Origin of the sequence: Sediminibacillus terrae, from assembly GCF_009602435.1 — a bacterium.
In the GTDB taxonomy this organism is placed as follows: domain Bacteria; phylum Bacillota; class Bacilli; order Bacillales; family Amphibacillaceae; genus Sediminibacillus; species Sediminibacillus terrae.
Genome location: NZ_VZDQ01000029.1, coordinates 22478 through 46919 on the forward strand (window position 1 = coordinate 22478; position 24442 = coordinate 46919).

A 24442-nucleotide genomic window follows, 5' to 3' on the forward strand; every position below is an offset into this window, starting at 1 on the left:
CGGTTCTGGCAGTCTTTTTATTTGACTAAATATACTATACGGGGGTATAGTATACACAACAAATAAAAGGAAGTGATTTTTGTGGAAGAGAAATTCTTGCATGATCACCCAAGTACTCCGAGAACGAAAGAGGAAATGGATAAAACGATCAATCGTTTAAAACGGATAGAAGGACAGGTACGTGGTGTCCAGAAAATGGTGGAAGAGGATCGCTATTGCATGGATATTCTTGTGCAAATCAGTGCGATTCAGTCTGCATTGAAGAATGTCGGTTTTTCGGTGACAGAACGGCATATCAACCACTGTGTCAGCGATGCCATTAAGAAAGGGGAAGGACAGGAATCAATTGAAGAGCTGATGAGTGTCCTGAAGCAATTTTCCAAGTAGAGGAGGGTGGAAGATGAGTGAGGAAAAGCATGCCACAATTGGCGTCACAGGGATGACGTGTGCAGCCTGTTCGAATCGGATCGAGAAAGTGTTGAACAAAATGGACGGGGTAGAAGCAAAAGTCAATTTGACGACGGAAAAAGCGACGCTGGATTATGATCCCGAGAAAACGACAATGGAAGACATTACCGAAAAGATAGAAACGATCGGTTACGGGGTCCGGATGGAAAAAGCGGATTTGGATGTTTTCGGAATGACCTGTGCAGCGTGTTCCAACCGAATTGAAAAAGTGCTGAATAAGCAGGATGGGGTTTCACAGGCCGCTGTCAATTTGACAACAGAAAGCGCAACGGTCGAATATAATCCTGTGTTGACAGATCCACAAGCCTTGATCGAAAAAATACGCAAAATCGGATACGACGCAAAACCGAAGGCAGAATCCGAGGAAAAACAAACATATAAAGAAAAGGAACTGCATCAGAAAAAGACCAAGTTGATCATTTCTGCAATCTTGGCGGCTCCGTTATTGGTGACGATGCTCGTTCATTTGTTGAATATGAACATCCCGGCTATCCTGATGAATCCATGGTTTCAATTCGCATTGGCGACGCCTGTACAGTTTGTCATTGGCTGGCAGTTTTATGTGGGTGCCTACAAAAACCTGAAAAACGGCGGGGCTAACATGGATGTGTTAGTCGCACTGGGAACGAGTGCCGCTTATTTTTACAGCTTGTTCGAAGCAGTCAGGACGATCGGCAATCCTGCGTATATGCCGCATCTATATTTTGAAACGAGCGCCATTTTAATCACCCTGATTTTGTTCGGGAAGTACCTGGAAACAAGAGCCAAAAGCCAGACAACGAATGCTATTTCCGAATTGCTCAACTTACAGGCAAAAGAAGCCCGTGTCATTCGCGATGGCAGCGAGACGATGATACCAGTGGAAGAAGTGGTTACGGGCGATCGTTTGGTTGTCAAACCGGGGGAAAAGATACCCGTAGACGGTATGGTTGTGAAAGGAAGGACTTCCGTCGATGAGTCGATGCTTACCGGTGAATCGATTCCGATCGAGAAGGGTTCAGGAGCAAAAGTGATTGGCTCGACCATCAATAAAAATGGCTCTATCGAGATGGAAGCAACGAAAGTCGGGAAGGACACGGCGCTTGCATCGATTATTAAAGTAGTGGAAGAAGCACAAGGTTCGAAAGCGCCGATACAACGGCTGGCCGATGTTATTTCCGGCTATTTTGTGCCGATTGTAGTCGGGATTGCACTGGTTACCTTTGTGATCTGGATTGCATTTGTAACACCCGGCCAATTGGAACCGGCCTTGGTGGCAGCAATTGCTGTCCTGGTCATCGCTTGCCCGTGTGCCCTCGGTTTGGCGACTCCGACTTCGATCATGGTCGGAACAGGAAAAGCGGCTGAAAGCGGGATATTGTTCAAGGGCGGCGAACATCTGGAAGGAACTCACCAGTTACAAGCAATCGTCCTGGACAAAACCGGAACCATCACCAAAGGAAAACCGGAGGTGACCGATTTTTCCGGCGACAGAGAAACATTGCAGCTGCTGGCAAGTGCAGAGAAAGGATCAGAACACCCGCTGGCGGAAGCAATCTTGTCCTATGTAGCAGAAAGAGAAGTGGAGTTTGTCGAGGCGGAAGAATTCACGGCCATACCGGGCCATGGTATCGAGGCGACCATTTCCGGGAAAAGCGTCGTGGTGGGGAACCGCAAGCTGATGGAACAACACGGAATTGTCACAGAAGGTGCTGAAAACACCTTGGTTGAATACGAGAATAGCGGGAAAACAGCCATGCTAATCGCCATCGATGGCCAGTATCGAGGGAGCGTCGCGGTCGCTGACACGATGAAAGAAACAGCTCCTGCAGCGATCGAGCAGTTAAAAGCGTTGGGAATTGACGTCATCATGTTGACAGGGGATAACGAAAGGACCGCCCAGGCAATTGCGAAACAGGCAGGAATCGAGCAGGTGATCGCCCAAGTATTGCCGGAAGAGAAAGCAGATAAAGTAAAAGAGATTCAGCTGCAAGGCAAAAAGGTCGCGATGGTCGGTGATGGAGTCAATGACGCACCCGCACTCGTCACGGCCGACATCGGCATCGCGATTGGAACCGGTGCGGAGGTGGCGATTGAAGCCGCAGACGTGACCATTCTCGGCGGGGAGCTGCTGCTGCTGCCGAAAGCAATCAACATCAGCCATGCGACGATTCGCAATATCCGGCAAAACCTTTTCTGGGCGTTCGGTTACAATACAGCGGGAATTCCGATTGCAGCAATCGGACTGCTTGCCCCATGGGTTGCCGGCGCGGCAATGGCGTTGAGTTCGGTAAGTGTTGTTTCGAATTCCCTCCGTTTAAAACGGACGAAACTATAGAACGTAAAGTTTTCCTTTAAAGGAGGTGAGAATCATGGAAAAAACATTGAACGTTCAAGGCATGTCTTGCGGCCATTGCAAAATGGCAGTAGAAGGTGCCCTGAAGAACCTGGATGGTGTTTCAACAGCCGAAGTGGATTTAGAAGCAGGCAAAGTCGATGTAACCTATGATGATGCCAAAGTTTCTTATGAAGCGATGAAAGAAGCCGTAGAAGAACAAGGCTATGATGTCGAGGCTTAATGAGGCATATCCTACTATAATAGAAAAAGCAGGCAGAAATGTTATAGCATTTCTGCCTGCCTTTTTTCTATTAAAAGGTGTATGATTCTCCGTCTTCTGGAATCAGAAGATGAGAGGAGAACCCCTTTTCTTTAGCAAAGCTTCTTAATTCTTTTCTTGACAATGTCCAATGATTGACTGCTTCCATATGGCTCGCGATAATGCTTGCGTGAGGAGCAGCCTTGTAGACTTCATAGACATCTTCTTTCCCCATTACCAAAGAACCGCCTTGATTGAATTGGTTGTCTCCGGCATTCACAACAATTACTTCGGGTTTATTTGTTTCGATTACTTCTTGAACCGCATCGTACCAAACCGTATCACCGGCAACATACAAAGTTTTTTCCGATGAGTGTTTGAAGACGATACCACATACCAGACCGGTAACTTTGAGGATTTCCCCTCTTCCATGCTCTCCTTTAGTTTTGACCAACTGAATTCCTTCGAATACCGTGTCTTCTTTTAAAACTTCTACATTTTGAAAGCCCACTTTTTGGATTTCCGCCACATCATCTTCATTTTGGGAAAAGAGACGGATTTCTTTTGGCAAGGCATTCTTGGCAGCGTCATCCCAATGGTCAAGATGCAGATGCGTGACGATCACCGCATCGATATCCTTTATAATCTCGTCGATGGATATCGGCAGGTTTCCCAAGGGGTTAAAATGGTCTTGTCTTGGCGCGTCAGGGAAAGGAGGATAAGAACCTTTCTCAGCTAAAAATGGATCTATTAAGAATTTCTTGCCCGCATATTCAACAACCAGCGTTGCGTTGCGAATTTGTTTTACATTCATGGGATAACTCCTTTGCTTTTTATTTATCTCCATTTTATATTATTATCTAATGAGAAATACATGGCTTAATTCAAGTCTTTTGGCTATTTGACTTAATTAATGAAAGGATTTTAACGATGTTGGATAAAACGGACATGCGGATATTAGAGGAGTTAACGAACAACAGCCGTATCACCATGAAAGAATTGGGTGAAAAGGTTCACTTAACAGGACAAGCTGCTTCAGAAAGAGTTGTCAAGCTAGAGAATAGTGGAGTAATTGAGGGTTATACCATAGATCTGAATCAAACCAAACTAGGGTATGCTATCTATGCTTTTATCACCATTTTCACCCAGAGTGCCAATCATCAACCATATTTATCATTCATTAAGTCGCAAGAACCATACATCATCCATAACTATAAAATCAGTGGGGAAGGTTGTTACCTTTTGGAATGCAGATTTCCTTCCAATGAAGCGTTGAATGACTTTTTGATAGCCTTGAATGAGCATGCAAACTATAAGTTATCGATCGTGATTGATAAATAAGTTCCGGTAAGGAAAAGGATTTTTCACCATAGTGCTTCAGTAGAACAAACATGTAGTTTCATAATAGAAGAGGGGAGTGATATTTAAAATAAAAGGGAAAAACCGGATGAGAATTGAAACCGGAGCAGAGTTCAACTATCGAAAACTTTCCTCTGAACATATCTCCTTGTCCGGTACAACTCTTACTTAAAAAGCCCGCCATTAATAAGCTTATTGATGATCCCGGCCATTTCTTTGGGCGACTTATCCATGTCATTGTTCAGCCAGCTTTTTATCACATGAATGCTTCCGCTGATGATGAAGGTGCTTAAATATTCCGAAGCGTCTTCTTCAAAATTTTTGCTGGTTGTCCAATGGTTCATAAACACGCCATGCGCGAACACCATCACTTTCTTCTGGAAGGTTGTATCGACTTTTTCGTTGAAAAGCGTTTTACATACATCCTGTTTGGATGCGAAGTATTCAATCAGCTTTTCGATCATCGGAAGGGATTCCTCTTCTTTTTCAAAATTATACTGGCTTAAATACCCCTTCATGTCTTCAATAATTTCATCTTCTATTTTATCCAGCAGGTCATATTGATCAAAGTAATGGGAGTAAAAGGTGGAGCGGTTGATGTCGGCAAGTCCGCAAAGCTCTTTCACGGTAATCGCCGAAATTTGTTTCTGCTTTAACAGCTGCATCAGGCTGTCTTTTAAGACCATCCGCGTGTATTTTTTTCTTCTATCCATTTTTGAAGCAGTCATGATTGATCCCCTCTCTTTTTCTTGCCATCTGACTCCCCAAGATATCCGGTGTAAGATTTTTTTGCTGATATCCAACATATTCATTGATAGTGTTGCCAAAGTAACAAATGATAATAAACTGTTTGTTGAATAGCCAACACGGTGTCCATATAATGATAAAGTGTGCGTTGGAAAATGGCAAGAGAGGGTGAAATAGAATAAATATTGCAGCAAAAATAATCAAACATAAAAAAGTCGTTGCCATGACATTCATGGTTCTTACCATCCTCTGTATCCTGGCGCAGTTCACCGTATCGGTGAACTACGACATGAAGGATTACTTGCCGGAGGATGCACCATCGACAACGGCAATGGATATCATGGATGAAGAATTTGATGGAAATGTTCCGACAAACAGGGTCATGATGCGGGACATGACCATACAGGAAGCCCTTGCTTTCAAAGAAGAACTGGAAGCAATCGATGGCGTCTCAGAGGTCACCTGGCTGGATGATGCCGTCGATATCAAACAGCCGCTCGAAATGGCCGATCAGGAGACGGTTGATTCTTACTATAAAGATGGAAAGGCGCTTTTCTCCTTCAGTATACATGAGGGGGAAGAAGTGGCCACGACCGATGCCATTTATGAGTTGATCGGCGAAGACAATGCGTTGGCCGGGGAAGACTTGAATACAGCGACCCAGCAAAAGATGGCCGGAAAAGAATCCATGTATGCAGGTGCCTTGTTGGTACCGATCATCATTCTTATTTTGGTGCTGGCCACGAGTTCCTGGGTCGAACCGCTATTGTTCTTGACAGCGATCGGCGTTTCGGTACTTATCAACATGGGGACCAATATTTTTCTAGGTGAGGTTTCCTTTGTTACACAGTCCGTCGCACCGATTTTACAGCTGGCCGTATCGTTGGATTACGCAATTTTTCTCCTGCACAGTTTTTCCGATTACCGGAGGAAAACTGCTGATCCGCAGGAAGCGATGCAGCTTGCGATGAAGAAATCCTTTTCCGCGATTGCGGCAAGTGCCTCGACGACCTTCTTCGGGTTTATCGCCTTGACGTACATGGATTTTGAAATCGGGGCAGATTTAGGCATCAATTTGGTGAAAGGGATTGTCTTGAGCTTTATCAGTGTGATGGTATTTTTACCTGCACTTACCCTGTTGTGTTATAAATGGATTGATAAAACCCAGCATAAACCGTTCCTGCCTAGCATCAGGAACAAAGGAAATTTCGTGTTGAAAATGAGGATTCCGGTTTTGATTCTTGTGTTTGTTTTGATCGTGCCGGCGTTTCTCGCGCAAAGTCAAACCAGTTTTATTTATGGAATCGGCGACCAGCCGGAGAATACCAGGGCCGGAAGCGATCCAGCGACAATCAAAGATGAATTTGGCGAAAGCACTCCGATGGTCGTGCTTGTCCCGCGGGGAGACACGGCCAAAGAGGAAGCACTGGTCGAAGACTTAGAGAAGGTTGACAAGGTGTCCAGTGTGCTTGCTTATGTGAACACCGTGAGCGCAGCGGTGCCTCCGGAATATGTAGGTACCGAAGTGACGGAACAATTCTACTCGGATAACTACAGTCGGATCATTTTGCAAACCGATACGAAAACCGAAGGGGACGAGGCGTTCCATTTAATCGAACAAGTGCAGGAAACAGCGGAAGATCATTATGATGAGGACGTGTATATGGCTGGCGAAAGCGTCACCTTGTACGATATTAAAAATGTCGTCCAAAAGGATAATAAACTGGTCAATATGCTGACCATCGCCACGGTCGCTTTTGTTCTGCTGGTGACCTTTAAGTCGATCTCGATTCCGATAGTCCTGCTGTTTACCATTCAGTCGGCAGTATGGATGAATTTATCTGTTCCATACTTTACGGACTCTTCGTTGGTCTATGTCGGTTACTTGCTGATCAGCATTATCCAGCTTGCTGCCACGGTAGACTATGCAATCCTTCTGATGGATGCCTATAAAGAGGACAGGAAGGAAATGTCCGCCCGTGAGGCAATAAAGAAAACGATGGACGAAAAAATCTTTGCAATCGGCATATCGGCTTCGATTCTGTCCAGTGTCGGGTTTATCTTATGGATTACTTCGTCCAACCCGATCGTGTCCTCCATCGGGATGCTGCTGGGCCGCGGCGCATTGCTATCCTTTATCATGGTCGTATTCTTCCTGCCTGCAATGCTGCTGGTATTTGATAAATGGATTGCCAAAACAACCTGGAAAGCAAACTTTAAAAAGGAGAAATGACGATGAGGAGAATAAAGAAGCTTCTGCTTGTCTTTACGATCATCCTGTTGGCGATGCCGTCACTGCTTGTTTCGGCTGCAAGTGACAGCAAGTCAGGGGAAGATACAACCCGTGAAAAAGGGGAAGTCTCCTCCAAGGATGAAGTTGTCTATGGCAAGCTGAATGCTGCTGGGGAAAGACAAGAGCTTTACGTGGTCAACACGTTGGATGTTGAAAAAGCGGGAAAAGTCGTGGACCACGGAACGTACACTGACCTGAAAAACCTGACAGATTTATCGCCGCTGGAACAGAAGGACGGGGAAGTGACCGTCGATGCTCCAGAAGGAAAGTTTTATTACCAGGGGAACATGGAGGGTCAGTCCCTCCCATGGGATGTTTCGATCACCTATCTGTTGGATGGGAAAGAAATCGAGCCGGCAGAGCTGGCCGGGAAAGACGGTCATGTCGAAATAAAAATAGCTACATCGGCCAATGAAAAAGTCGATCCTGTATTTTTTGAAAACTATTTATTGCAAATCTCTCTTTCTCTCAATCTGGATAACTACCGGAACATCGAAGCTCCGGATGGAACACTGGCCAATGCGGGAAAAAACAAACAGGTGAGCTTTACTGTGATGCCTGAAAAAGAGGAAGAACTTGTTGTGGAAGCGGATGTGTCAGACTTTGAGCTGGATGGCATCGACATCTCTGCCGTTCCATCCTCTATGCCGATCGAATCTCCGGATGTAGAGGAGATGACCGGGGAGATGGACACGCTGACGGACGCTATCGCGGAAGTGAATGGCGGAGTCGCGGACCTGGAAGACGGAATCGCGCAATTAAATGATGGCGCCGGGGAACTACGTGACGGTTCCATGCAATACAAAGATGGAATTTCTGCCTTGGATGCTTCTTCTGCGGAACTGGTGAACGGTTCTGGCAGCCTGAAGCAGGCACTGGAACAAATGAGCGCTTCCCTGGAAAGTGGCTCAGAAGATATGGGCCTCGGCGATTTGAAACAGCTGGAAGACGGACTTTACCAAATGGCCGATGGAATCAATCAGTCGGCAGATGGGCTGGTTACGTTAAAAGACAATTATGCCAAAGCCTACAGCACGTTGGATGAAAAAATGGCAGCCATTCCGGACTACGAACTTTCAGAAGAGGAGTTCAAGCAGCTTTATAAAAGCGGCGCCGATCCGGAAGTTCTTGATAAATTAAAAGAAACATACACCGCTGCGCGTACGGCCAAAGGCACGTATTCTGATGTCAAAGAGGGATTTGATGCGGTCGGCGGAACGTTGGAGCAAGTCAGTGGTTCGCTTACTGACATGGCGGATAATCTGGAAGAGATGGCCGACCAGCTTGCCTCTTCCCGGGAAAACATGGACAGTGCCGATTCCTTTGCGCAGTTGCAGGATGGAATCAGTGAAATAGCCTCCCAGTATGCTTCCTTCCATTCTGGATTGGTGGAATATACGGACGGAGTGAACCAGTTATCCAGCTCCTACGGGGAATTGCACAATGGAATTACCGGACTGGCAGAAGGACTGGGAGAAACTGAAACCGGCGTCGGCTCGCTGCATGATGGAACAGCAGAATTGCAGGATGCTACGAGTGACCTGCCTGACGAGATGAAAAAAGAGGTCAATGAAATGATGGATGAGTATGATAAATCAGATTTTGAACCGGTATCTTTCGTTTCAGCGGAAAATGAAAAGGTCAATTCCGTTCAATTCGTCTTGAAAACCGCAAGCATCAAGCAAGAAGAACAAGAAGAGACAGAAGAACCTGTGGAAGAAGAAAAGGGGTTCTGGGCCCGGCTGATGGATTTGTTTAAGTAATTATCGTGACCAACACAAAAACCGAACGGTTCCAATTCGTTCGGTTTTTGCTTTGTTGGTTATGCTTTTGACTTAGTCCCGGCATTGTGAACGAAGTGGAATCAGTACAACGTAAGCCGTCTATCTTACCAAACTATTCCTGATTAAAAATTCACCATCAAATTGAATCGGAATTCCGACTCCATCTTTTTCGGCGTGGATATGTAAGTGAGGCTCACTGGTGTTTCCGGAGTTCCCGACCAGACCGAGAGGCTCCAACTCTTTGACCCTGTCTCCTTTTACCACTTTAATACTGTCTTGTTGCATATGTGCTATATAAACGATGGAATCTTCGCCATCACAAGATAGAGCAACATAATTTCCTTCAGGGTGTTCGGTATCTGACTCGGGAGGGATCAAGTCGGATAGATGGCTCCTGACCTCTAGCACTTTTCCGTCGCATGGACTATGCAGGGTGTCTCCGTATATGGCATATTGATCCAATTCTTTCGGGTAGAAACCTGTGGCTCTAATGCCGAGTTTATTAAGCTTTACAATATCCAGGGCAAATTGTTGAGACTCATAAGCATGATGGTAATTCAGTTGTGTGTCGCCTCCGCCTTGACCAACATAGTAAGTCCCATTCTTTAATGGGAAAGCCAGTTCCATTGCTTGTTGTTGTGTAGAATAACCAGTAAAAGCACTGACATTGTAGAAACCAAAAACGAAAACAAGCAAAGTGTGGATGCCCAGGGTTATTTTTTGTGTTCGAGTAAGCTTGGAACGAAGGGGTAATGGTTTGGTTCTTTTCCAAGAAAAGAAAAGGCTGATCAACAACAGGAGAATGAATAGGTATCGTATGTAATAACTCACCCAATCCCATCGCCCCGTCAGAAATACCCAAAGAACAATCATTACAGTGGCTAACATTTTAGCTATCCATTCTAATTTACTTCTATCCTTTTCCATCCATAGCATGAGGATAAAAATAAGCGGGAGAAGCATTTGGATCACAACAATTTGTAGCAGAGCAGAAAGCAATAATCATCTCTCCTTTTCGCAATAGGTGGCTTATGAACGCAGAACATCGTTGTTCATAAATTCAAATTGTTTATTCTTTTTCATTTTATCAGATAAGTCCCCTTCACCGGATGCCAACTTTACAATATTGAAACCTTAAGCTGATGACAGCCTTCCTATGTTATAGTAAGCGTAAAATAAAAACGAAGCTAGGAGTACGAATATGGAAAAAATCATGATGGTGGAAGACGACTTGAAAATAGCTGATTATTTGTCTTCTTACATTGAGAAATATGGTTATGAAGTTATTATTGCCAGGGATTTTGAGAAGATATTGGACACTTTTCGTGATGTGCAGCCTGAACTTTTGTTGCTGGATATCAATCTGCCGAGTTATGACGGCTTTTATTGGTGCAGGCAGATTAGAAAAGAATCGATTTGTCCTGTGATTTTTATTTCCGCCCGGACAGGGGAAATGGATCAAGTCATGGCTTTAGAAAATGGCGGTGATGATTTTATTACGAAGCCATTTCACCCGGATATTGTCATGGCGAAAATCAGAAGTCAATTACGCCGTGCTTATGGGGAATATGCAGCAAGGCTGGAGGAAAGGGTACTTGGCCATGAGGGATTGCGTTTATATCCGGAACGTTTAGAGCTTTGCTTTAAGAATCAAACCGCACAATTGACAAAAAAGGAAACGGATATTATCGAAAGTCTCCTGGAACGTTATCCGCGTGTTGCCGGACGGCAGGATTTGCTGGAGAAAATATGGGATGATCACCTGTTTGTCGATGAAAATACGTTAAATGTCAACATGGCCCGGGTACGGAAAAAATTCGAAGAGTTAGGAATCCATGATGCCGTGGAGACGGTTAGGGGTGCGGGTTACCGGTTCCGCATTACCTGGAAAGAGGCAGAAGCATGAAATTGTTTCTTCGTGATCATCTGCTGCTTATCGTGGTGCAAATCTTTCAATCTGTCATGATTTCGGGGTTGTTTTTCTTGGATGGTTACCGAGGGATTGGTGTAAGTATCTATGCAATCTTTCTATCCTTTGTGTTATTGACCGGATTTCTTCTTTATCGATATTTGAGCCGGAAAAATTTTTACCAAAGGCTTGAGCATCCAATGGCAACACTGGATGGTTCTCTGGAGACTACAGGACAAGCAGCTATTTCAGAAGCGCTCGATCAGCTGCTTGTCAGACAGTACCGTTTATATCAAGAAGCATTGCATAAAGCGGAAGAGAGGCAGGATGAACACTTGTTATTTATGGATCGCTGGGTTCATCAAATGAAGACACCTCTTTCTGTGATTGAGTTAACGGCACAATCAATGGACGAGCCGGAATCCTCCAGCACCCGGGAGGAGACAGAACGGATGCGGAATGGGCTGAACATGATACTTTATATGGCCAGACTCCGCACCATTGAAGAGGACTTTCAGATAAAACCAGTCGTCCTTTCCGAACTCATACAGGAAGTAAATCACGAAAACAAACGCTTTTACATCCGTAATGAGGTGTATCCGCAATTAAAAGAAGAAAAGCCGGGGATAACAGTGGAGACAGATGAAAAATGGCTTCTGTTTTTATTGTCGCAGCTTGTCCAAAATGCTGTTAAGTATTCTGCTGGCCGGGCAAAGTATATTGTCCTGTCTCTTTATGAAGAATCGGCAGAAGCGGTACTGGAAGTGAAGGACTTTGGGATAGGAATTCCTGTATCGGATCAAAAGCGTGTGTTCAACAAATTTTATACCGGAGAAAATGGACGGAAATTCCGGGAGTCGACAGGTATGGGACTTTATTTGGTGAAAGAGGTTGCAGAAAGACTGGAGCACCGTCTTGAATTGGAATCTGTGGAAGGAGAAGGGACATCCATCCGGATCATATTTTCTAAAACACAAAACCTTACATCCGTGTAAGATTCGTGAAAGCATAATCGATAGTTTATAGATAAGGGGATAGTCTATACTTTTTTTAGAAGTATTGAAGGGAGTATCATTATGCTTAAACTTAGGAATGTAAGTAAGGTGTACGAGGGGAAAGTAGCTTACCGTGCTCTTACTGATATTAATTTAGAGGTGGACAAAGGTGAGTTTGTATCGATCATGGGTCCTTCCGGTAGTGGCAAGACTACGTTGTTGAATATTATTTCCACAAACGATGCACCGACTACCGGAACAGTCGAAATCGACGGGGAGAATCCACATAAACTGAAGAAAAATGAATTGGCCAAATTCCGGAGAAATCAGTTAGGTTTTATATTCCAGGATTTTAACCTTTTGCATACGTTGACTGTCGAAGAAAATATCGTATTGCCTCTCACGTTAGATGGTAGCAGGGTAAAAGAAATGAAGGAAAAAGCTTATGAGATTGCTGGGAATCTGGGAATTGAATCGATCATGCATAAGCGGATATCCGAAATATCCGGGGGACAGACACAACGGGCGGCAATTGCCAGGGCGCTCATTCATGAACCTATGTTGCTGTTGGCCGACGAGCCGACGGGAAATTTGGATTCAAAAGCCTCTAAAGATGTGATGAAAATGCTTGTTTCAATCAACGAACGGGAAAAAGCAAGCTTGTTAATGGTCACGCACGACCCCCAAGCGGCTAGTTATTCCGACCGGGTTGTCTTTATCCGTGATGGGAAGCTTCATTCTGAAATACATGCTGGGGAGAACAGACAGGCATTTTTTCAAAAAATAATCGACATGCTTTCCTTGATGGGGGGAGAGGGCAATGACTTTTCGTCAGTTCGCGTTTAATAATGTATTGCGCAACAAACGGATGTATATTGCCTACTTCCTCAGCAGCATGTTCACCGTGATGGTATTTTTCACTTTTGCCATCTTTGCTTTCCATCCAGCTTTTTCAGGCGGTTCGATCAACAAAAATGTGCTGGTCGGCATGGCGGTGGCGGGTGGAATCATTTATGTATTTTCTTTCTTTTTTGTCTTGTACTCGATGAGTTCTTTCCTACAATCAAGGAAGAAAGAGTTTGGTCTGTTGATCATGTTGGGGGCTTCCAATCGCCAAATTCGCCTGATGGTATTCCTGGAGAATATTCTAATCGGATTTTTTGCGACAGTAAGCGGTATTCTGTCCGGATTAATATTTGCGAAAGTAATTCTCTTGATTGCAGAAAATGTATTGATCATTAGTGAATCACTTGATTTTTATTTTCCTGCACTTGCGATTGCTGTGACGTTCGTTAGCTTCATCTTTCTATTTTTCTGTATTTCCGTTTTTGTATCCTTTGTACTCCGCACCAATAAACTGATTCATTTAATCAAAGGGGATATACAGTCCAAAGGAGAGCCGAAAGCTTCCGTGATGCTCTCTATCTTCTCAGCATTGTTGCTTACTGCCGGCTATGGAACTGCTCTCCTTGTGAAAGGTGTATTTGTAGTATATGCGATGATTCCAGTAGTTTTAGTAGTCATCCTTGGAACATATCTCTTGTTTACACAATTGAGTGTTTATATGATCCGCCTGTTAAAGAGAAATAAACGGATCTTCTGGCGGAAAACAAATATGCTTCTGTTCTCTGACCTCTCGTTTCGGATGAAGGATAACGCCAGGACATTTTTTATGGTAGCGATCATATCGACCGTGGCTTTTAGTGCGATAGGCTCTTTATATGGATTTCACTCTTACCTTACAAAAGGAGTAAAGGAGATGAATCCCTACACATTTACGTATAGTCCGTTCCTGGATGACAGTGAAGCGACCATCGAGGAAGATATTAGCAGAATCAATGCTATCTTACAGGACGAAACAATCGATGCCGGGATGGAAACAATGGAGTTGAACTATTACGATGTGTCGGAGCAAAATGATCATGCGTTAATTGTCAGAGCTTCCGACTACAACCGTTTTGCGAATTTGATTAAAGAAAAGGAACTTCATCCAGCGGAAAATGAGGCAATTATAGTGGAACAGAGTGGCGCATTTATAACGCAAGGGGAAAAAGCCGGTGTAAGGCTGATGCAATCCAGTATCCAATTGCGAGATGGAGAAGAAATCCAGCCTGTCAGAGTGGTGGAAACAGAAATCTTAACAGAAATGAATGGCTATTATGTCGTGCAAGATAGCGCTTATGAACGCCTTGGATCGCCAGTGAGCAGTGACTTTAGTGCGGTATGGAAAGCGAAAGACGGGCAAACGGAACAAGTGATTGAGGCGGGAAGAAGAATCAATGATTCAAATGATGAATTGCAGCACAAAGCCTTTTCCGCTGATTATTCATTGTTCGAAATCAATAGAGCATATGGAACGATATTATTTATTGGGTTATTTATTGGCATAGTGTTTTTTGTTTCTGCAGGAAGCTTTCTTTATTTCCGTTTATTTACCGATTTGGAGGAAGAGAAGCGGAAGTTCAGTTCCATTGCTAAAATAGGGCTGAAAGAATCGGAATTGAAGAAAATAGTCAACAGGCAAATTGCAATTTTGTTCTTCTCGCCGATTGTCGTGGCTCTGGTGCATGGTGCAGTGGCCCTTACGGCTTTATCCCATTTGTTTGATTATGATTTAACAGTAGAATCTTCGCTTGTATTAGGAAGCTTTGCTGTCATCCAAGTCATTTATTTCTTCATCGTACGGTATTTCTATGTGAAACAAGTGAAAAGAATGATTTTTTAAGCCTTGATGAATAGTCTATAGGAATGTGAATGGGTGGGTGTTAGATCTCCCCTGTTAAGGAAAAAGACTTTAATCTATCTATTGAAATCTTTTACTGTCTTTTTGCCTGTTTTCCCTCTTTTGTTGTATATCCAGGTTTATTCTACTATGTTAGAATGGACGCAATTCTTATTACGATTAATGACCCTAAAATCAATTAGGATAGATGGGAAGTAAGATAATGACAACAAGGAAAACATTCATTTCAGCAGGGATACTATTGGTTCTATTCATTGTTTCTATAGTAATAAATGGAGCAAGTGAAGAGAAGGAAAATGAAACATATGAACATGCTGCTTCAGAGGTTATCGTTAAAGAAAAATACAACAGGGATGGTGAACACTTTATTGAGTTTTACAATCCTAACGCTACGGACAAAGAAAAGTTTACTGCTGAGGTGCCACAAGAAGTATTTGTTTTGCTGGAAACCGACAAGGAATACCTGGGGACATACACAATAATGCCGGACAAGGGAGTTCGGATGGATGACATACGGTTGCTCAACAAATAAACCGCTACTACAGTATTCTTGGAAATACAGAGATCAAACAAAAAGACAGTGGCCGGGACAAAAGCATGGCCACCAAATCAAAAACCGAACGAATTATAAAATTATAACTACCAACCAAATTCTTTCGATTTTTAGTTGCGTATTCTTGTTATATCCTGTTGTTTGATGAGTGCTTCGAACCGCTACAGCAAGATACTACGCGTTCCACGGGCACGGCTTCCACTTCCTCAGAAAGCACCAAACGCTTTCTTGCGGGATTTTCAGCTCGTGCTGTTCCCGTAGGAGTCTCGGTATCTTGCCTTCGCTACGTTTTCGTGGCCTGATTTCAACTTTATCAAGACAAGATGAACAAAACTATATTCTTCTATTGGCTGATAGGTATCTAAACAGAGAAGAGGAAAAAAATAAGCACGGAGTTTCCTTTATTCTTTGGAAATTGGACAATAGCATAATAAGGATAAAGAAGTACTCCTGGTCTCCATGCGGTTTCGCTTTCTATCCGTAACGGCATGAGGCAAAACAGAAAACACACCAGAAGAAGGAATCTCCATCCAACGGAGGCAAGGTACATAGACTCCTGCGGGAGGAGCGCGAGCTGAAGATCCACTTGGCAAAGGGCTTTTCTTTGCCAAGTTAGCTGAAGCCGTGCCCGCGGAAAGCGAAGTACCTTGCCGGAGTGGAAAGTTGCACTTTTCATAGCATCGAACGTTTTGATTGCTCATCAAAAAAACCGAACGAATGATGGTTCGTTCGGTTTTCATTTTGGTCACGATGCTTTTGTCTCAGGCTCTGTCTTGATCAATGGTAAGAATCAGTCTTCCAATCCCATCGATTGTTTATATCCTTTTAGATACGGTATTTCTGATGGACTGCCCTTTTCCAGGGAATTCATGGCGCGGTGCCAGTTCGGATAGAGAGGTGCCGGACGTGCGACCGATTCGATGCGGTCATGCTCCTCCTGTGTCAGCTGAATGTCAAAGGAAGCGATGTCTTCCTTCAGCTGCTGTTCATTGCGAGCAGCTATGACAATCGGGCCGACGTTCGGACGGTCTTTGACCCAGGTGTAGGCGATTTGCGGTACGCTGGCATCGTGATTGGCTGCGACTTCTTCCAGTGCGTCGATCACTTGATAAAGACGTTCTTGATCCTGCACCCAGGGTTCTGGCCAGCCTCCTCCCTGTCGGGTGTCTTCAGGAGCGGTTTTGTTGCGGCCGATTTTTCCATTGAGAAGTCCTTCGCCGAGCGGACTCCAAATCATCGAGCCGATGCCAAGCTCTTTTCCTGCCGGCAGCAGTTCGTATTCCGCTTCCCGTGCCTCAGGTGTATAGTAAATCTGTTGGGTGATTGGCGGAATGTAGCCAGGCTTCTCAGCAATGGAGAAAGTTCGTGCAAGCGCCCAGCCGCTGTAGTTGGAAACACCCCAGTAGCGGATTTTTCCGGATTTGACGAGATTGGTCATCGTTTCTACCGTTTCTTCAATCGGCGTTTGCCCGTCCCATAGATGAACGAAATACACGTCAAGGTAATCTGTGCCCAGCCGCTCCAGTGAACGGTCGATAGAAGTTTCGATATTGATGCGAGAAGCTCCGCCATCGTTCGGTTTTTCGCCCAACTGGAATCCGGTTTTCGACGTAAGCAGCACTTCGTCCCGTCGACCTTTGATGGCGGCTCCGAGTACGCGTTCCGCATCTCCTTTCGAATACAGGTTCGCGGTATCGAACATGTTGATTCCGGCATCCAAGGCAATATCGACCATTTTGCGTGCTTCGTCTTCTTTAATATTGCCGGTCGCTTCAAAACCATTTGTTCCACTGAACGGGATGGTTCCGAGTATATATTTAGGAACCCGCAGACCGGAATTCCCCAGGTTGATGTATTCCATTATATCCCTCCAATGAATGACGTTATTTTATTTTGATACCCGGAACATCGGATTGGTTAAACAGTTTTAAGAAATCTCGTCCTTTTATCCGCCTGATAAGTGACAAATCTCACATAGTCACGAAAACGCCCCTGCTATAATGAGACCATATCAGCAGGGAAGGGTGTTGAATGACGATGAATAAACGATATATGAAAGTGTTGGGACTATACACATTATCTACTTTGATACCAGCGGTGATTTTTTCTGAAGAAGAGAGCGCCGCGAACTGGGCTGCAAAGACGGCGGCTGGATATGGGATATTTGCTTATGGGTTAAAGGTGATGACCAAAAGAAAAAACGCTTAATATTCACAGGGCTGGATGGAGAAAATCGTTTCATGTTTTTTCACCATCACAGCCTTTTGTTTTAGAACTTACACATAAATACATAAATAAATCCTCCATGGAAAATATAAGCACGAATCCATAAAGCAGGAGGTCATCGTATGGCGAAAAATCAAAATCAAATGCAAGGCGGTACGCAAATGCCGCAAAACATGGCAAACCAGGCCATGAACCATGGCGCACACGAAATGTTGGACTCTCATGAATTGATCGGCTGTTTGATCGGTGTGCTCGAGCAATACAAATTGTACGACCAACATATCCAGGATCAGGAGCTGAAGGGAATCCTGCAGCGTCAATCTGCCTTCTTGACGCAAACCTATAACACAGTCGTAGATAGCTTTCAAACGGGACAGGATCCGAACGTGCCGACGCAGCAGTATAAAATGGAGCAAAGCAACGAAATTACTTATGGGTTGAATGCAGGGCAGCCGAAGAAACCGAAACAGTCTGTGGGGGAGCTTACGGACGAATGTTATTCTTCCTTTATGCTGAGCCAGACCAAAGCAGCAGCCTCTACGTTTACCATGGCCGCGGCGGAAATGAACAATCCCGTTCTGCGCCGTATCGTGGCAGACAGTGTGCCGAACCTGATCGAGATGGGCTATGAGCTATTCCTTTATCAAAACAAGCATGGTTACTATCAGGTTCCCCAGTTGAAAGAACAGGATATGACTACGATGTTGCAAGCTTATACAAAAACCCCGCCACAAGGCATGCATTAAACAATGAATGCAGGAAAAGAGTTCTCCTCTTATTCCTGCATTTTTACTTGCCACTATAAAAAGGGAGACCTGATAAGGTAAAATGAATTCATAGATAGCAAAATGGATGGCAGGTGTGGCTAGGTGGTAACAAAACAAGACATACGAGAGGAAAAATGGAACTATTTAATGGAACAAAAATTGGGCAGGTTCCCCTTTCCTTTGCAAAACCGCATTCCCAATTTCAAAGGAGCCGAGCAGGCGGCTGAATTTGTTACAACGATACCTGCATACAAAGACGCGAAGGTTGTGAAAGTAAATCCGGATGCTCCACAATTGCCGATCCGGGCGCAAGTATTACGAGACAAAAAGGTGTTGCTTGTGCCCACTCCCAGACTTCGGGCTGGTTTCATCAAGGTGAAGCCGGAGTGGGTGCCGGAAGGTGAAGAAAGAAGGGCAGCGAGCCTGTCCCATATAAAATCCTATGGAAAAGAAATTCCGCTTGATGAGATTCCGGTTATTGATTTGTTTTTCGTCGGTTCCGTAGCGTTGCATCGGGACGGCAGAAGAGTGGGCAAAGGTGCAGGCTATGCGGACAGGGAATATGCCATCATCCGGGAGCTTGGCAACCCTGATGTGCCAATCATCGGTACGGTTCACAGTGTACAGTTGACTGGGGAAGACATCCCCCGAGATCCGTTCGATTTGACAGTTGACTGGATTGCAACGGAAAAAGAGCTGATCAAGACAAATTCCGGTTATGAGAAGCCGAGCGGAATACAGTGGGAGCTTGTGACGGAGGAAGAATTGGAAGAAATGCCAGTGCTGAAGGAACTGCATGAACAAAAAAAGTAAAGGGATGTTCTCAAGAATAGGTGAGTGCAGTTTACATAAAGGGTAATATAGCTGTTACTGCTGCTTATAAAGCTATTTTGAAACATAGACACTATACGGACGAGGACAGACTGGAGTGAAAAAATGTTACTCAGATTCGGCTACGTCTCAACTGCACTTTCTTTATGGGAAGCTTCTCCTTCCCGGGCCTTAACGTTCACCAATTGGAAAAAACAAGACACAGATGGCAGGAAAGAAAAGCTTCACCATCTTACCGAGGAGAATTTAATCAATACGCTTCGAGCCCTTCATTACAATATTGCCCATGGAATCGACATTTACCGTATGTCGTCTTCCCTTGTGCCGCTTGCCACCCACCCGGAGGTGAAATGGGATTTTGTCACCCCTTTCCGGCCTCTTTTCGAAGAGATTGGAGCGCTGGTTAAAAAGCATGCGTTGCGCGTCAGTTTTCATCCGAACCAATTCACCTTGTTCACCAGCCCGCAGGACCATGTGACGGACAACGCGATCATTGATATGAGCTATCATTATCAGATGCTGGAAGCGATGGGATTACATAAGGAAGCCACGATGAATATCCATGTTGGCGGTGCATATGGCAATAAACAGGGAGCCATCGAACGCTTTGACCAAAATTTCATCAAGCTTCAGCAACCTATCCGCCGACAAACGACGCTCGAAAACGATGATAAGACGTACACCACAGAAGAGACCTTGCAAATTTGTGAAAAGCACGGAGTTCCTTTTGTGTTCGATTATCACCATCATTGGGCGAACCCGGGAGAGGAAGATTTCCGGGAGCTTCTGCCCAGAATTTTCGCTACATGGGATGGAACGGGTAAGTCTCCCAAATTCCACTTATCCTCCCCGAAATCGGAAAAACTGTACCGGGCACATGCTGATTACGTGGAGAAAGATTTTGCGATGGATTTCATCAAGGCTTTAAAGGATTACGGAAAATCTGCAGATATCATGATCGAAGCAAAAGCGAAAGACAAAGCAGCTTTGAATCTGGTGGAAGAATTAGCAAAAGTACGTGGGTTTAAGCGGGTGAAAGGAGCAGCGATAGAGATATAAACCATGTAATAAATTCCATACAGAGTGCGATCATTGGGTTACGCAATCGTTTCCGGGGAAAGTTTTTTAAAGAAAGGCCCCCTTAGTGAAATAGGATAACTATCCGGTCAATTTTCATCACTCGTTCAAGTCAATCGTTAACGAGTTTGTATCTTCTTCGGGTGTAATGTTGAGTGTTTTCAGTAGCGTTGTTGCGCTCTTTTCAGATCCGCTTAACCTATTCAAGGCCGGTTCATCTGTGTCATTGAACTCGGTCCCGAATACGTTAATTGTATATTTGGTTAGGGTATGTAGAACTTCTTTTTCTTCATCTTTCTCGTCCATCACGAAGGATTTATCTTGTGGAAACACAGCGAGATTCCCATGTTGGCTCCCGTCAGTTACAATATGGATTAAATAATGCTGCCCTTCCTTCCCACCCTCGATTTTTAGTGATACTACCACTCCTTTGTGTACAACGGTTTGTTTGTGATGACTTTCTGGAGCAGAACTGCTTAGCAAAATGGCTGTCAAGCACCAACAAATAAACAAGCTGACAAACAGTTTGATGAGGTCCACTTCCCTTTCCTTTTTCTAGCTAGTAAACAATTACTAGACAAAGCGTGCATTTTCCTCTATCCAAAGGGAAAAGTAGTATTCTTTTGTTCTGGTTCTGAACTGGGCGTATTGACTTCGCTTCGATTTCCGTGAATGATAAGGGGAGAAATGGACGAGGTGAAGAAAATGAATGATTCAACCAACATATTGGTCATAGAAGATGATGAAGATATCAATCGTCTGCTTTGTGGTATTATCCGGAAAAGTGGATATACAGCGAAATCTGCTTATTCCGGAACGGAAGCGGTCATTTATTTGGATAATCAAAAATGGGACTTGGTCCTGCTGGACTTGATGCTGCCCGGCAAGTCTGGGGAAGAAATACTGGATAAAGTAGCGCAAGAAAGTAATGTTCCGGTCATCATCATTTCCGCAAAACTGGAGAAGCAGGTGAAAATCGATGCGCTGCGAACAGGAGCAGACGATTACATAGCGAAGCCGTTCGATAATGAGGAGGTCTCCGCCCGGATCGATTCGTGTCTGAGAAGGTATCGGCGGATGGTGGATAAACCTATTGTCCAAGAGCTCCGCCATAAAGACCTTGTACTCGATACGGAGGCAAAAACAGCGTCCGTGAGCGGACACGCTTTAAAGCTGACCGCAAGGGAGTATCAGATATTGTACCTTTTGCTATCCTCTCCGAACAAAGTGTATACCAAGGCGAATTTATTTAAGAGCGTATGGAATGAGGAATATTATGGTGATGATAATACCATCAACGTCCATATGAGCAATATAAGAAGCAAGCTGTCCCAGGTGAATCCGGCTGAAGAATATATCGAAACCATTTGGGGGATGGGGTATCGGCTGAAAACTTAAGGTTTTCTTAAGATTTTCCTTAAGCCTTTCTTATGTTTTCCTCCTTATAGTAAAAGCGTAAACATGAACAGGAAAAGATAGGGAGGAAAACCGGATGAGTGACTATATATTGAAAACCAATCATTTATCAAAAAAATACCACGGCAAAATGGCACTCGACAAAGTGGATATGGCGATTGCCAAAGGATCGATTTATGGATTTATCGGGCAAAATGGAGCAGGGAAATCAACGTTTATTCGCCTGATAACAGGGCTGGCCAGTCCTACTGCGGGATCGTTCGAGTTGTTTGGCGAAAATAGTGAACAAGAGCTGATCCAAGCGAGGAAACGGATCGGCACCATCATTGAGGGACCTGCTTTGTATCCGCATATGACAGCAGCCGAAAACCTTGAAGCACACAGACTGTTGAAAGGCATCCCTGGTAAGGAATGCATCGACCAAAGCCTCAAGTTGGTAGGCTTGCAGGATACCGGCAGAAAGAAAGCCAAAAACTTTTCGTTAGGGATGAAGCAGCGTCTCGGACTGGCCATTGCTTTATTGGGCGATCCCGAGTTTTTGATCCTCGACGAACCGATTAACGGACTCGACCCAATGGGCGTCATCGAAATCAGGGAACTGTTGAAAAAACTCAACCAGGAACAGGAAATCACCATGCTGATTTCCAGCCATATTTTGAGCGAACTTCATTTATTGGCAACCCATTATGGCATTATCCACGAGGGGAAATTACTGGAGCAGTTATCGGCAAAAGAATTGAATGAAAAATGCCAACAATACCTGCACATAAAGGTCGACCAACCGGACAAAGCGGCAACCGTGCTGGAGAGCGAGCTGGGAACAAGTGAATTTGAAGTGGTTGCAGACGGATCCATCAAGCTGTTTGCTTACACGGAGATGCCAGGAAAAGTATCCAAAACACTGACAGACGAAGGACTGATTTTGGAACAGTTCATGCCAATGGGAGAAGAATTGGAAGAATACTTTACCCATCGCATCGGGGGTGTGCAGCATGGATAACTTGATGAAGACCGAGTGGTTCAAGTTGAGGAATGACCGTTCCTTATGGGTGCTTACCGGGATAATCTTTGCGTATGCTGTTCTCCAGACAATGATGGACCGCTTGGATGGAGGAGAACTAACTCCTCTGAATGATTATTATCAATATTATGCACTAAGCTTCAATGAGCAAATCGTTTCCTACATCCCTTGTATTCTAGCCGGATTTTTTATCACGAGCGAGTACTCGAGGGGAACGATGAAGTCCCTCGCATCTTCGGGAAATAACCGGATCAGGATTTACTTTGCCAAGCTGGTCATGTTCGCGGCCGGAGCGATTATCATCTCGCTCACCATGCCGGTGTTTATGACTGTCATCAGTGCCATCGTCGGTTTTCCCGGCAGTTTAGACTGGCCTTATTATCTCCAGACAATAGGACTCACGATCCTTTATGCGGCAGCTTTTGCCTCGATTATGGCGTTGTTTTCCATCATGTTTACCGACAGCGGAAAGACCGTTGGATTTCTACTGCTGTTTTTCATGCTGGCAGATACCATGTTGGGGATGATCAGTTCCAAGCTGACGTTCTTGAAGCCTGTCCATGACAATTCTGTTTTTCAATTGTCAAAAAAAATCATAGAGATCAACCAAGTAGGTGGTACGGAAATGATCAAGATGATCGTGATTCCCATCGGGACATTCCTGGTATTCGGGATTGTGGGTAGCCTTATTTTTAAACATAAAGAAATCAAGTAAGAAAGGTGGCGGGTGAGTATATGTTGTATGGTGCGATCATCCTGATGGGATTGTTTGTTGTGTGCCTGCTCGCCCGTCAGTACATGTTAAAAAAGGAAATCAAACGGATAGCCGGCCAGCTGCGTAAAGTCAATGAACGGGTTACGGAAAAGAAAGTGGACATCCGTTTTTTTAACAACGATGTAGAAATCCTTGCAAAGGAAATCAACCAGCAAATCGACCGGACAAAACAGGCCAATGCGGATAAGCGAAAGACGGAAAATGAGTTGAAGCAGGCTGTATCCTATATTTCGCATGACATCCGCACCCCGATGACGACGATATCGGGATATCTTCAGTTTTTGGAATCCGAACAATTAAGCGCCGAGGAAAGAAAGGAATACATCGAGACCCTCAAGAAAGGTGTAAAAAGATTGAAGGTCCTGCTGGAAGACTTTTTCGAGCTTTCTGTCATCGAACAAGCGGATTATCCGATAAAACTGGAAAGAGTAAAATTGAATCCGCTTCTTACCGAAGTATTGGTAGGTTTTTATGAAGAATTTAGTAAAAGAAAGATAGAGCCGAAAATGGAAAGGACGGGAGAAGAAGTTATGGTAATGGCAGATCCGTCTGCTATTACACGGGTGCTGGAAAACTTGGTGATCAATGCGATCAGGCATTCGAGCGGGGAGGTGGCTGTCCAACTTGAACAGACCCCTTCATCCGTCCGTTTGACTGTCAGCAATTCGGTCGACGGTTTAAGCGAAGCGGATTTGGCCCATTTATTCGACCGTTTTTATAAAGCGGACCAGACAAGAACGGGAAAAGGTACAGGGCTGGGACTGCCGATTGCCAAGAGCCTGATGGAAAAGATGAATGGCAGCCTGACTGCTGAATTAGTTGGAAAACAATTATTGATGACGTGTGAATGGGAAAGGTTGAATTGAATACATCATAAGTTTTTTTGGTATTGAAAAATCCCC

Annotated in this window: 25 protein-coding genes; 19 read left to right on the forward strand and 6 right to left on the reverse strand. The window is 44.5% G+C overall.

Annotated elements, in window-relative coordinates; translation table 11 throughout:
- Nucleotides 1-135 precede the first annotated feature (135 nt).
- Genes F6X55_RS19400 through copZ form a run of 3 tightly spaced genes read left to right on the forward strand, consistent with a single transcriptional unit; the run spans nucleotide 136 to nucleotide 3026 of the window.
- Nucleotides 136-387, forward strand: coding sequence for a metal-sensing transcriptional repressor (locus tag F6X55_RS19400; RefSeq protein ID WP_051382257.1), 252 nt, complete (start codon nucleotides 136-138; stop codon nucleotides 385-387).
- A 13-nt stretch (nucleotides 388-400) separates the two neighbouring features.
- A complete protein-coding gene (locus tag F6X55_RS19405; RefSeq protein ID WP_153465400.1) occupies nucleotides 401-2785 on the forward strand; it encodes a heavy metal translocating P-type ATPase in 2385 nt (794 codons plus the stop codon).
- Nucleotides 2786-2819: 34 nt separating this feature from the next.
- Nucleotides 2820-3026, forward strand: coding sequence for a copper chaperone CopZ (copZ, locus tag F6X55_RS19410; protein ID WP_202616151.1), 207 nt, complete (start codon nucleotides 2820-2822; stop codon nucleotides 3024-3026).
- A 70-nt stretch (nucleotides 3027-3096) separates the two neighbouring features.
- Here copZ and F6X55_RS19415 read toward each other — a convergent pair whose 3' ends face one another.
- Entirely contained in the window at nucleotides 3097-3858 is a 762-nt protein-coding gene (locus F6X55_RS19415) for an MBL fold metallo-hydrolase (protein ID WP_153465403.1), read from the reverse strand.
- Nucleotides 3859-3974: 116 nt separating this feature from the next.
- On the opposite strand from F6X55_RS19415, the gene F6X55_RS19420 reads away from it, so the two are divergent.
- On the forward strand, nucleotides 3975-4385 hold the full coding sequence (locus F6X55_RS19420; RefSeq protein WP_153465405.1) for an Lrp/AsnC family transcriptional regulator: 411 nt from the start codon (nucleotides 3975-3977) through the stop codon (nucleotides 4383-4385).
- A gap of 182 nt (nucleotides 4386-4567) precedes the next feature.
- Here the strand turns inward: F6X55_RS19420 and F6X55_RS19425 are convergent, their stop codons facing one another.
- Nucleotides 4568-5131: a TetR/AcrR family transcriptional regulator gene (locus F6X55_RS19425; protein WP_051390379.1), complete on the reverse strand. Its 564-nt coding sequence runs from the start codon at nucleotides 5129-5131 to the stop codon at nucleotides 4568-4570.
- Nucleotides 5109-5384 carry a hypothetical protein gene (locus F6X55_RS20000; RefSeq protein WP_161993118.1) on the reverse strand — a complete coding sequence of 92 codons (276 nt, stop codon included), beginning with the start codon at nucleotides 5382-5384 and terminating at the stop codon, nucleotides 5109-5111. Before F6X55_RS20000 ends, F6X55_RS19425 begins: the two co-directional genes overlap by 23 nt.
- Between F6X55_RS20000 and F6X55_RS19430 the strand changes: the two genes are divergently transcribed.
- Entirely contained in the window at nucleotides 5383-7383 is a 2001-nt protein-coding gene (locus tag F6X55_RS19430) for an efflux RND transporter permease subunit (protein WP_237648727.1), read from the forward strand. The two genes, F6X55_RS20000 and F6X55_RS19430, sit on opposite strands and share 2 nt — an antisense overlap.
- A 2-nt stretch (nucleotides 7384-7385) precedes the next feature.
- Complete coding sequence (locus F6X55_RS19435) at nucleotides 7386-9206, forward strand: coiled-coil domain-containing protein (protein ID WP_153465409.1); 1821 nt, start codon at nucleotides 7386-7388, stop codon at nucleotides 9204-9206.
- Nucleotides 9207-9326: 120 nt separating this feature from the next.
- Here the strand turns inward: F6X55_RS19435 and F6X55_RS19440 are convergent, their stop codons facing one another.
- Entirely contained in the window at nucleotides 9327-10226 is a 900-nt protein-coding gene (locus tag F6X55_RS19440) for a M23 family metallopeptidase (protein WP_237648721.1), read from the reverse strand.
- Nucleotides 10227-10428: 202 nt separating this feature from the next.
- Between F6X55_RS19440 and F6X55_RS19445 the strand changes: the two genes are divergently transcribed.
- The 5 genes from F6X55_RS19445 to F6X55_RS19465 all read left to right on the forward strand — a co-directional run bounded on the left by F6X55_RS19445 (nucleotide 10429) and on the right by F6X55_RS19465 (nucleotide 15406).
- Complete coding sequence (locus F6X55_RS19445) at nucleotides 10429-11133, forward strand: response regulator transcription factor (protein WP_026569417.1); 705 nt, start codon at nucleotides 10429-10431, stop codon at nucleotides 11131-11133.
- Nucleotides 11130-12131 carry a sensor histidine kinase gene (locus F6X55_RS19450; protein ID WP_153465411.1) on the forward strand — a complete coding sequence of 334 codons (1002 nt, stop codon included), beginning with the start codon at nucleotides 11130-11132 and terminating at the stop codon, nucleotides 12129-12131. The genes F6X55_RS19445 and F6X55_RS19450 overlap by 4 nt, the downstream gene beginning before the upstream one ends.
- A gap of 81 nt (nucleotides 12132-12212) precedes the next feature.
- Entirely contained in the window at nucleotides 12213-12977 is a 765-nt protein-coding gene (locus tag F6X55_RS19455; protein ID WP_026569419.1) for an ABC transporter ATP-binding protein, read from the forward strand.
- Nucleotides 12952-14856 (forward strand): FtsX-like permease family protein, encoded by a 1905-nt coding sequence (locus F6X55_RS19460; protein WP_153465413.1) that lies wholly within the window; start codon nucleotides 12952-12954, stop codon nucleotides 14854-14856. The genes F6X55_RS19455 and F6X55_RS19460 overlap by 26 nt, the downstream gene beginning before the upstream one ends.
- A gap of 220 nt (nucleotides 14857-15076) precedes the next feature.
- Entirely contained in the window at nucleotides 15077-15406 is a 330-nt protein-coding gene (locus tag F6X55_RS19465) for a hypothetical protein (RefSeq protein ID WP_153465415.1), read from the forward strand.
- 811 nt (nucleotides 15407-16217) lie between these two features.
- Here the strand turns inward: F6X55_RS19465 and F6X55_RS19470 are convergent.
- Nucleotides 16218-17288, reverse strand: coding sequence for an aldo/keto reductase (locus F6X55_RS19470; protein ID WP_153465417.1), 1071 nt, complete (start codon nucleotides 17286-17288; stop codon nucleotides 16218-16220).
- 176 nt (nucleotides 17289-17464) lie between these two features.
- Here F6X55_RS19470 and F6X55_RS20135 point away from each other — a divergent pair, with 176 nt between their 5' ends.
- The 4 genes from F6X55_RS20135 to uvsE all read left to right on the forward strand — a co-directional run bounded on the left by F6X55_RS20135 (nucleotide 17465) and on the right by uvsE (nucleotide 20310).
- Complete coding sequence (locus F6X55_RS20135; protein ID WP_026569422.1) at nucleotides 17465-17635, forward strand: hypothetical protein; 171 nt, start codon at nucleotides 17465-17467, stop codon at nucleotides 17633-17635.
- Nucleotides 17636-17775: 140 nt separating this feature from the next.
- Entirely contained in the window at nucleotides 17776-18399 is a 624-nt protein-coding gene (locus tag F6X55_RS19475; RefSeq protein WP_026569423.1) for a spore coat protein, read from the forward strand.
- A 123-nt stretch (nucleotides 18400-18522) separates the two neighbouring features.
- The gene (locus F6X55_RS19480; RefSeq protein WP_153465419.1) at nucleotides 18523-19233 is read left to right on the forward strand and encodes a 5-formyltetrahydrofolate cyclo-ligase; all 711 of its coding nucleotides are present in this window, start codon (nucleotides 18523-18525) and stop codon (nucleotides 19231-19233) included.
- Between the two features lie 123 nt (nucleotides 19234-19356).
- Nucleotides 19357-20310, forward strand: coding sequence for a UV DNA damage repair endonuclease UvsE (gene uvsE / locus F6X55_RS19485; protein WP_153465421.1), 954 nt, complete (start codon nucleotides 19357-19359; stop codon nucleotides 20308-20310).
- A 117-nt stretch (nucleotides 20311-20427) separates the two neighbouring features.
- Here the strand turns inward: uvsE and F6X55_RS19490 are convergent, their stop codons facing one another.
- A complete protein-coding gene (locus F6X55_RS19490) occupies nucleotides 20428-20868 on the reverse strand; it encodes a hypothetical protein (protein ID WP_153465423.1) in 441 nt (146 codons plus the stop codon).
- Between the two features lie 165 nt (nucleotides 20869-21033).
- On the opposite strand from F6X55_RS19490, the gene F6X55_RS19495 reads away from it, so the two are divergent.
- The 4 genes from F6X55_RS19495 to F6X55_RS19510 all read left to right on the forward strand — a co-directional run bounded on the left by F6X55_RS19495 (nucleotide 21034) and on the right by F6X55_RS19510 (nucleotide 24406).
- The gene (locus tag F6X55_RS19495) at nucleotides 21034-21726 is read left to right on the forward strand and encodes a response regulator transcription factor (protein ID WP_153465565.1); all 693 of its coding nucleotides are present in this window, start codon (nucleotides 21034-21036) and stop codon (nucleotides 21724-21726) included.
- Between the two features lie 94 nt (nucleotides 21727-21820).
- Nucleotides 21821-22744, forward strand: a complete 924-nt coding sequence (locus F6X55_RS19500) for an ATP-binding cassette domain-containing protein (protein ID WP_153465425.1) — start codon at nucleotides 21821-21823, stop codon at nucleotides 22742-22744.
- On the forward strand, nucleotides 22737-23480 hold the full coding sequence (locus F6X55_RS19505) for an ABC transporter permease (RefSeq protein WP_153465427.1): 744 nt from the start codon (nucleotides 22737-22739) through the stop codon (nucleotides 23478-23480). Before F6X55_RS19500 ends, F6X55_RS19505 begins: the two co-directional genes overlap by 8 nt.
- Nucleotides 23481-23500: 20 nt before the next feature.
- On the forward strand, nucleotides 23501-24406 hold the full coding sequence (locus tag F6X55_RS19510; RefSeq protein WP_153465429.1) for a sensor histidine kinase: 906 nt from the start codon (nucleotides 23501-23503) through the stop codon (nucleotides 24404-24406).
- Nucleotides 24407-24442: the final 36 nt, after the last annotated feature.

Excerpts from the sequence above, each read along its gene's own strand:
- F6X55_RS19400 (WP_051382257.1), top strand. The coding sequence starts at position 136 with ATGGATAAAACGATCAATCGTTTAAAACGGATAGAAGGACAGGTACGT.
- F6X55_RS19405 (WP_153465400.1), top strand. The coding sequence starts at position 401 with ATGAGTGAGGAAAAGCATGCCACAATTGGCGTCACAGGGATGACGTGT.
- copZ (WP_202616151.1), top strand. The coding sequence starts at position 2,820 with ATGGAAAAAACATTGAACGTTCAAGGCATGTCTTGCGGCCATTGCAAA.
- F6X55_RS19415 (WP_153465403.1), bottom strand. The coding sequence starts at position 3,858 with ATGAATGTAAAACAAATTCGCAACGCAACGCTGGTTGTTGAATATGCG.
- F6X55_RS19420 (WP_153465405.1), top strand. The coding sequence starts at position 3,975 with ATGTTGGATAAAACGGACATGCGGATATTAGAGGAGTTAACGAACAAC.
- F6X55_RS19425 (WP_051390379.1), bottom strand. The coding sequence starts at position 5,131 with ATGACTGCTTCAAAAATGGATAGAAGAAAAAAATACACGCGGATGGTC.
- F6X55_RS19430 (WP_237648727.1), top strand. The coding sequence starts at position 5,383 with ATGGTTCTTACCATCCTCTGTATCCTGGCGCAGTTCACCGTATCGGTG.
- F6X55_RS20000 (WP_161993118.1), bottom strand. The coding sequence starts at position 5,384 with ATGAATGTCATGGCAACGACTTTTTTATGTTTGATTATTTTTGCTGCA.
- F6X55_RS19435 (WP_153465409.1), top strand. The coding sequence starts at position 7,386 with ATGAGGAGAATAAAGAAGCTTCTGCTTGTCTTTACGATCATCCTGTTG.
- F6X55_RS19445 (WP_026569417.1), top strand. The coding sequence starts at position 10,429 with ATGGAAAAAATCATGATGGTGGAAGACGACTTGAAAATAGCTGATTAT.
- F6X55_RS19450 (WP_153465411.1), top strand. The coding sequence starts at position 11,130 with ATGAAATTGTTTCTTCGTGATCATCTGCTGCTTATCGTGGTGCAAATC.
- F6X55_RS19455 (WP_026569419.1), top strand. The coding sequence starts at position 12,213 with ATGCTTAAACTTAGGAATGTAAGTAAGGTGTACGAGGGGAAAGTAGCT.
- F6X55_RS19460 (WP_153465413.1), top strand. The coding sequence starts at position 12,952 with ATGACTTTTCGTCAGTTCGCGTTTAATAATGTATTGCGCAACAAACGG.
- F6X55_RS19465 (WP_153465415.1), top strand. The coding sequence starts at position 15,077 with ATGACAACAAGGAAAACATTCATTTCAGCAGGGATACTATTGGTTCTA.
- F6X55_RS19470 (WP_153465417.1), bottom strand. The coding sequence starts at position 17,288 with ATGGAATACATCAACCTGGGGAATTCCGGTCTGCGGGTTCCTAAATAT.
- F6X55_RS20135 (WP_026569422.1), top strand. The coding sequence starts at position 17,465 with ATGAATAAACGATATATGAAAGTGTTGGGACTATACACATTATCTACT.
- F6X55_RS19475 (WP_026569423.1), top strand. The coding sequence starts at position 17,776 with ATGGCGAAAAATCAAAATCAAATGCAAGGCGGTACGCAAATGCCGCAA.
- uvsE (WP_153465421.1), top strand. The coding sequence starts at position 19,357 with ATGTTACTCAGATTCGGCTACGTCTCAACTGCACTTTCTTTATGGGAA.
- F6X55_RS19495 (WP_153465565.1), top strand. The coding sequence starts at position 21,034 with ATGAATGATTCAACCAACATATTGGTCATAGAAGATGATGAAGATATC.
- F6X55_RS19500 (WP_153465425.1), top strand. The coding sequence starts at position 21,821 with ATGAGTGACTATATATTGAAAACCAATCATTTATCAAAAAAATACCAC.
- F6X55_RS19505 (WP_153465427.1), top strand. The coding sequence starts at position 22,737 with ATGGATAACTTGATGAAGACCGAGTGGTTCAAGTTGAGGAATGACCGT.
- F6X55_RS19510 (WP_153465429.1), top strand. The coding sequence starts at position 23,501 with ATGTTGTATGGTGCGATCATCCTGATGGGATTGTTTGTTGTGTGCCTG.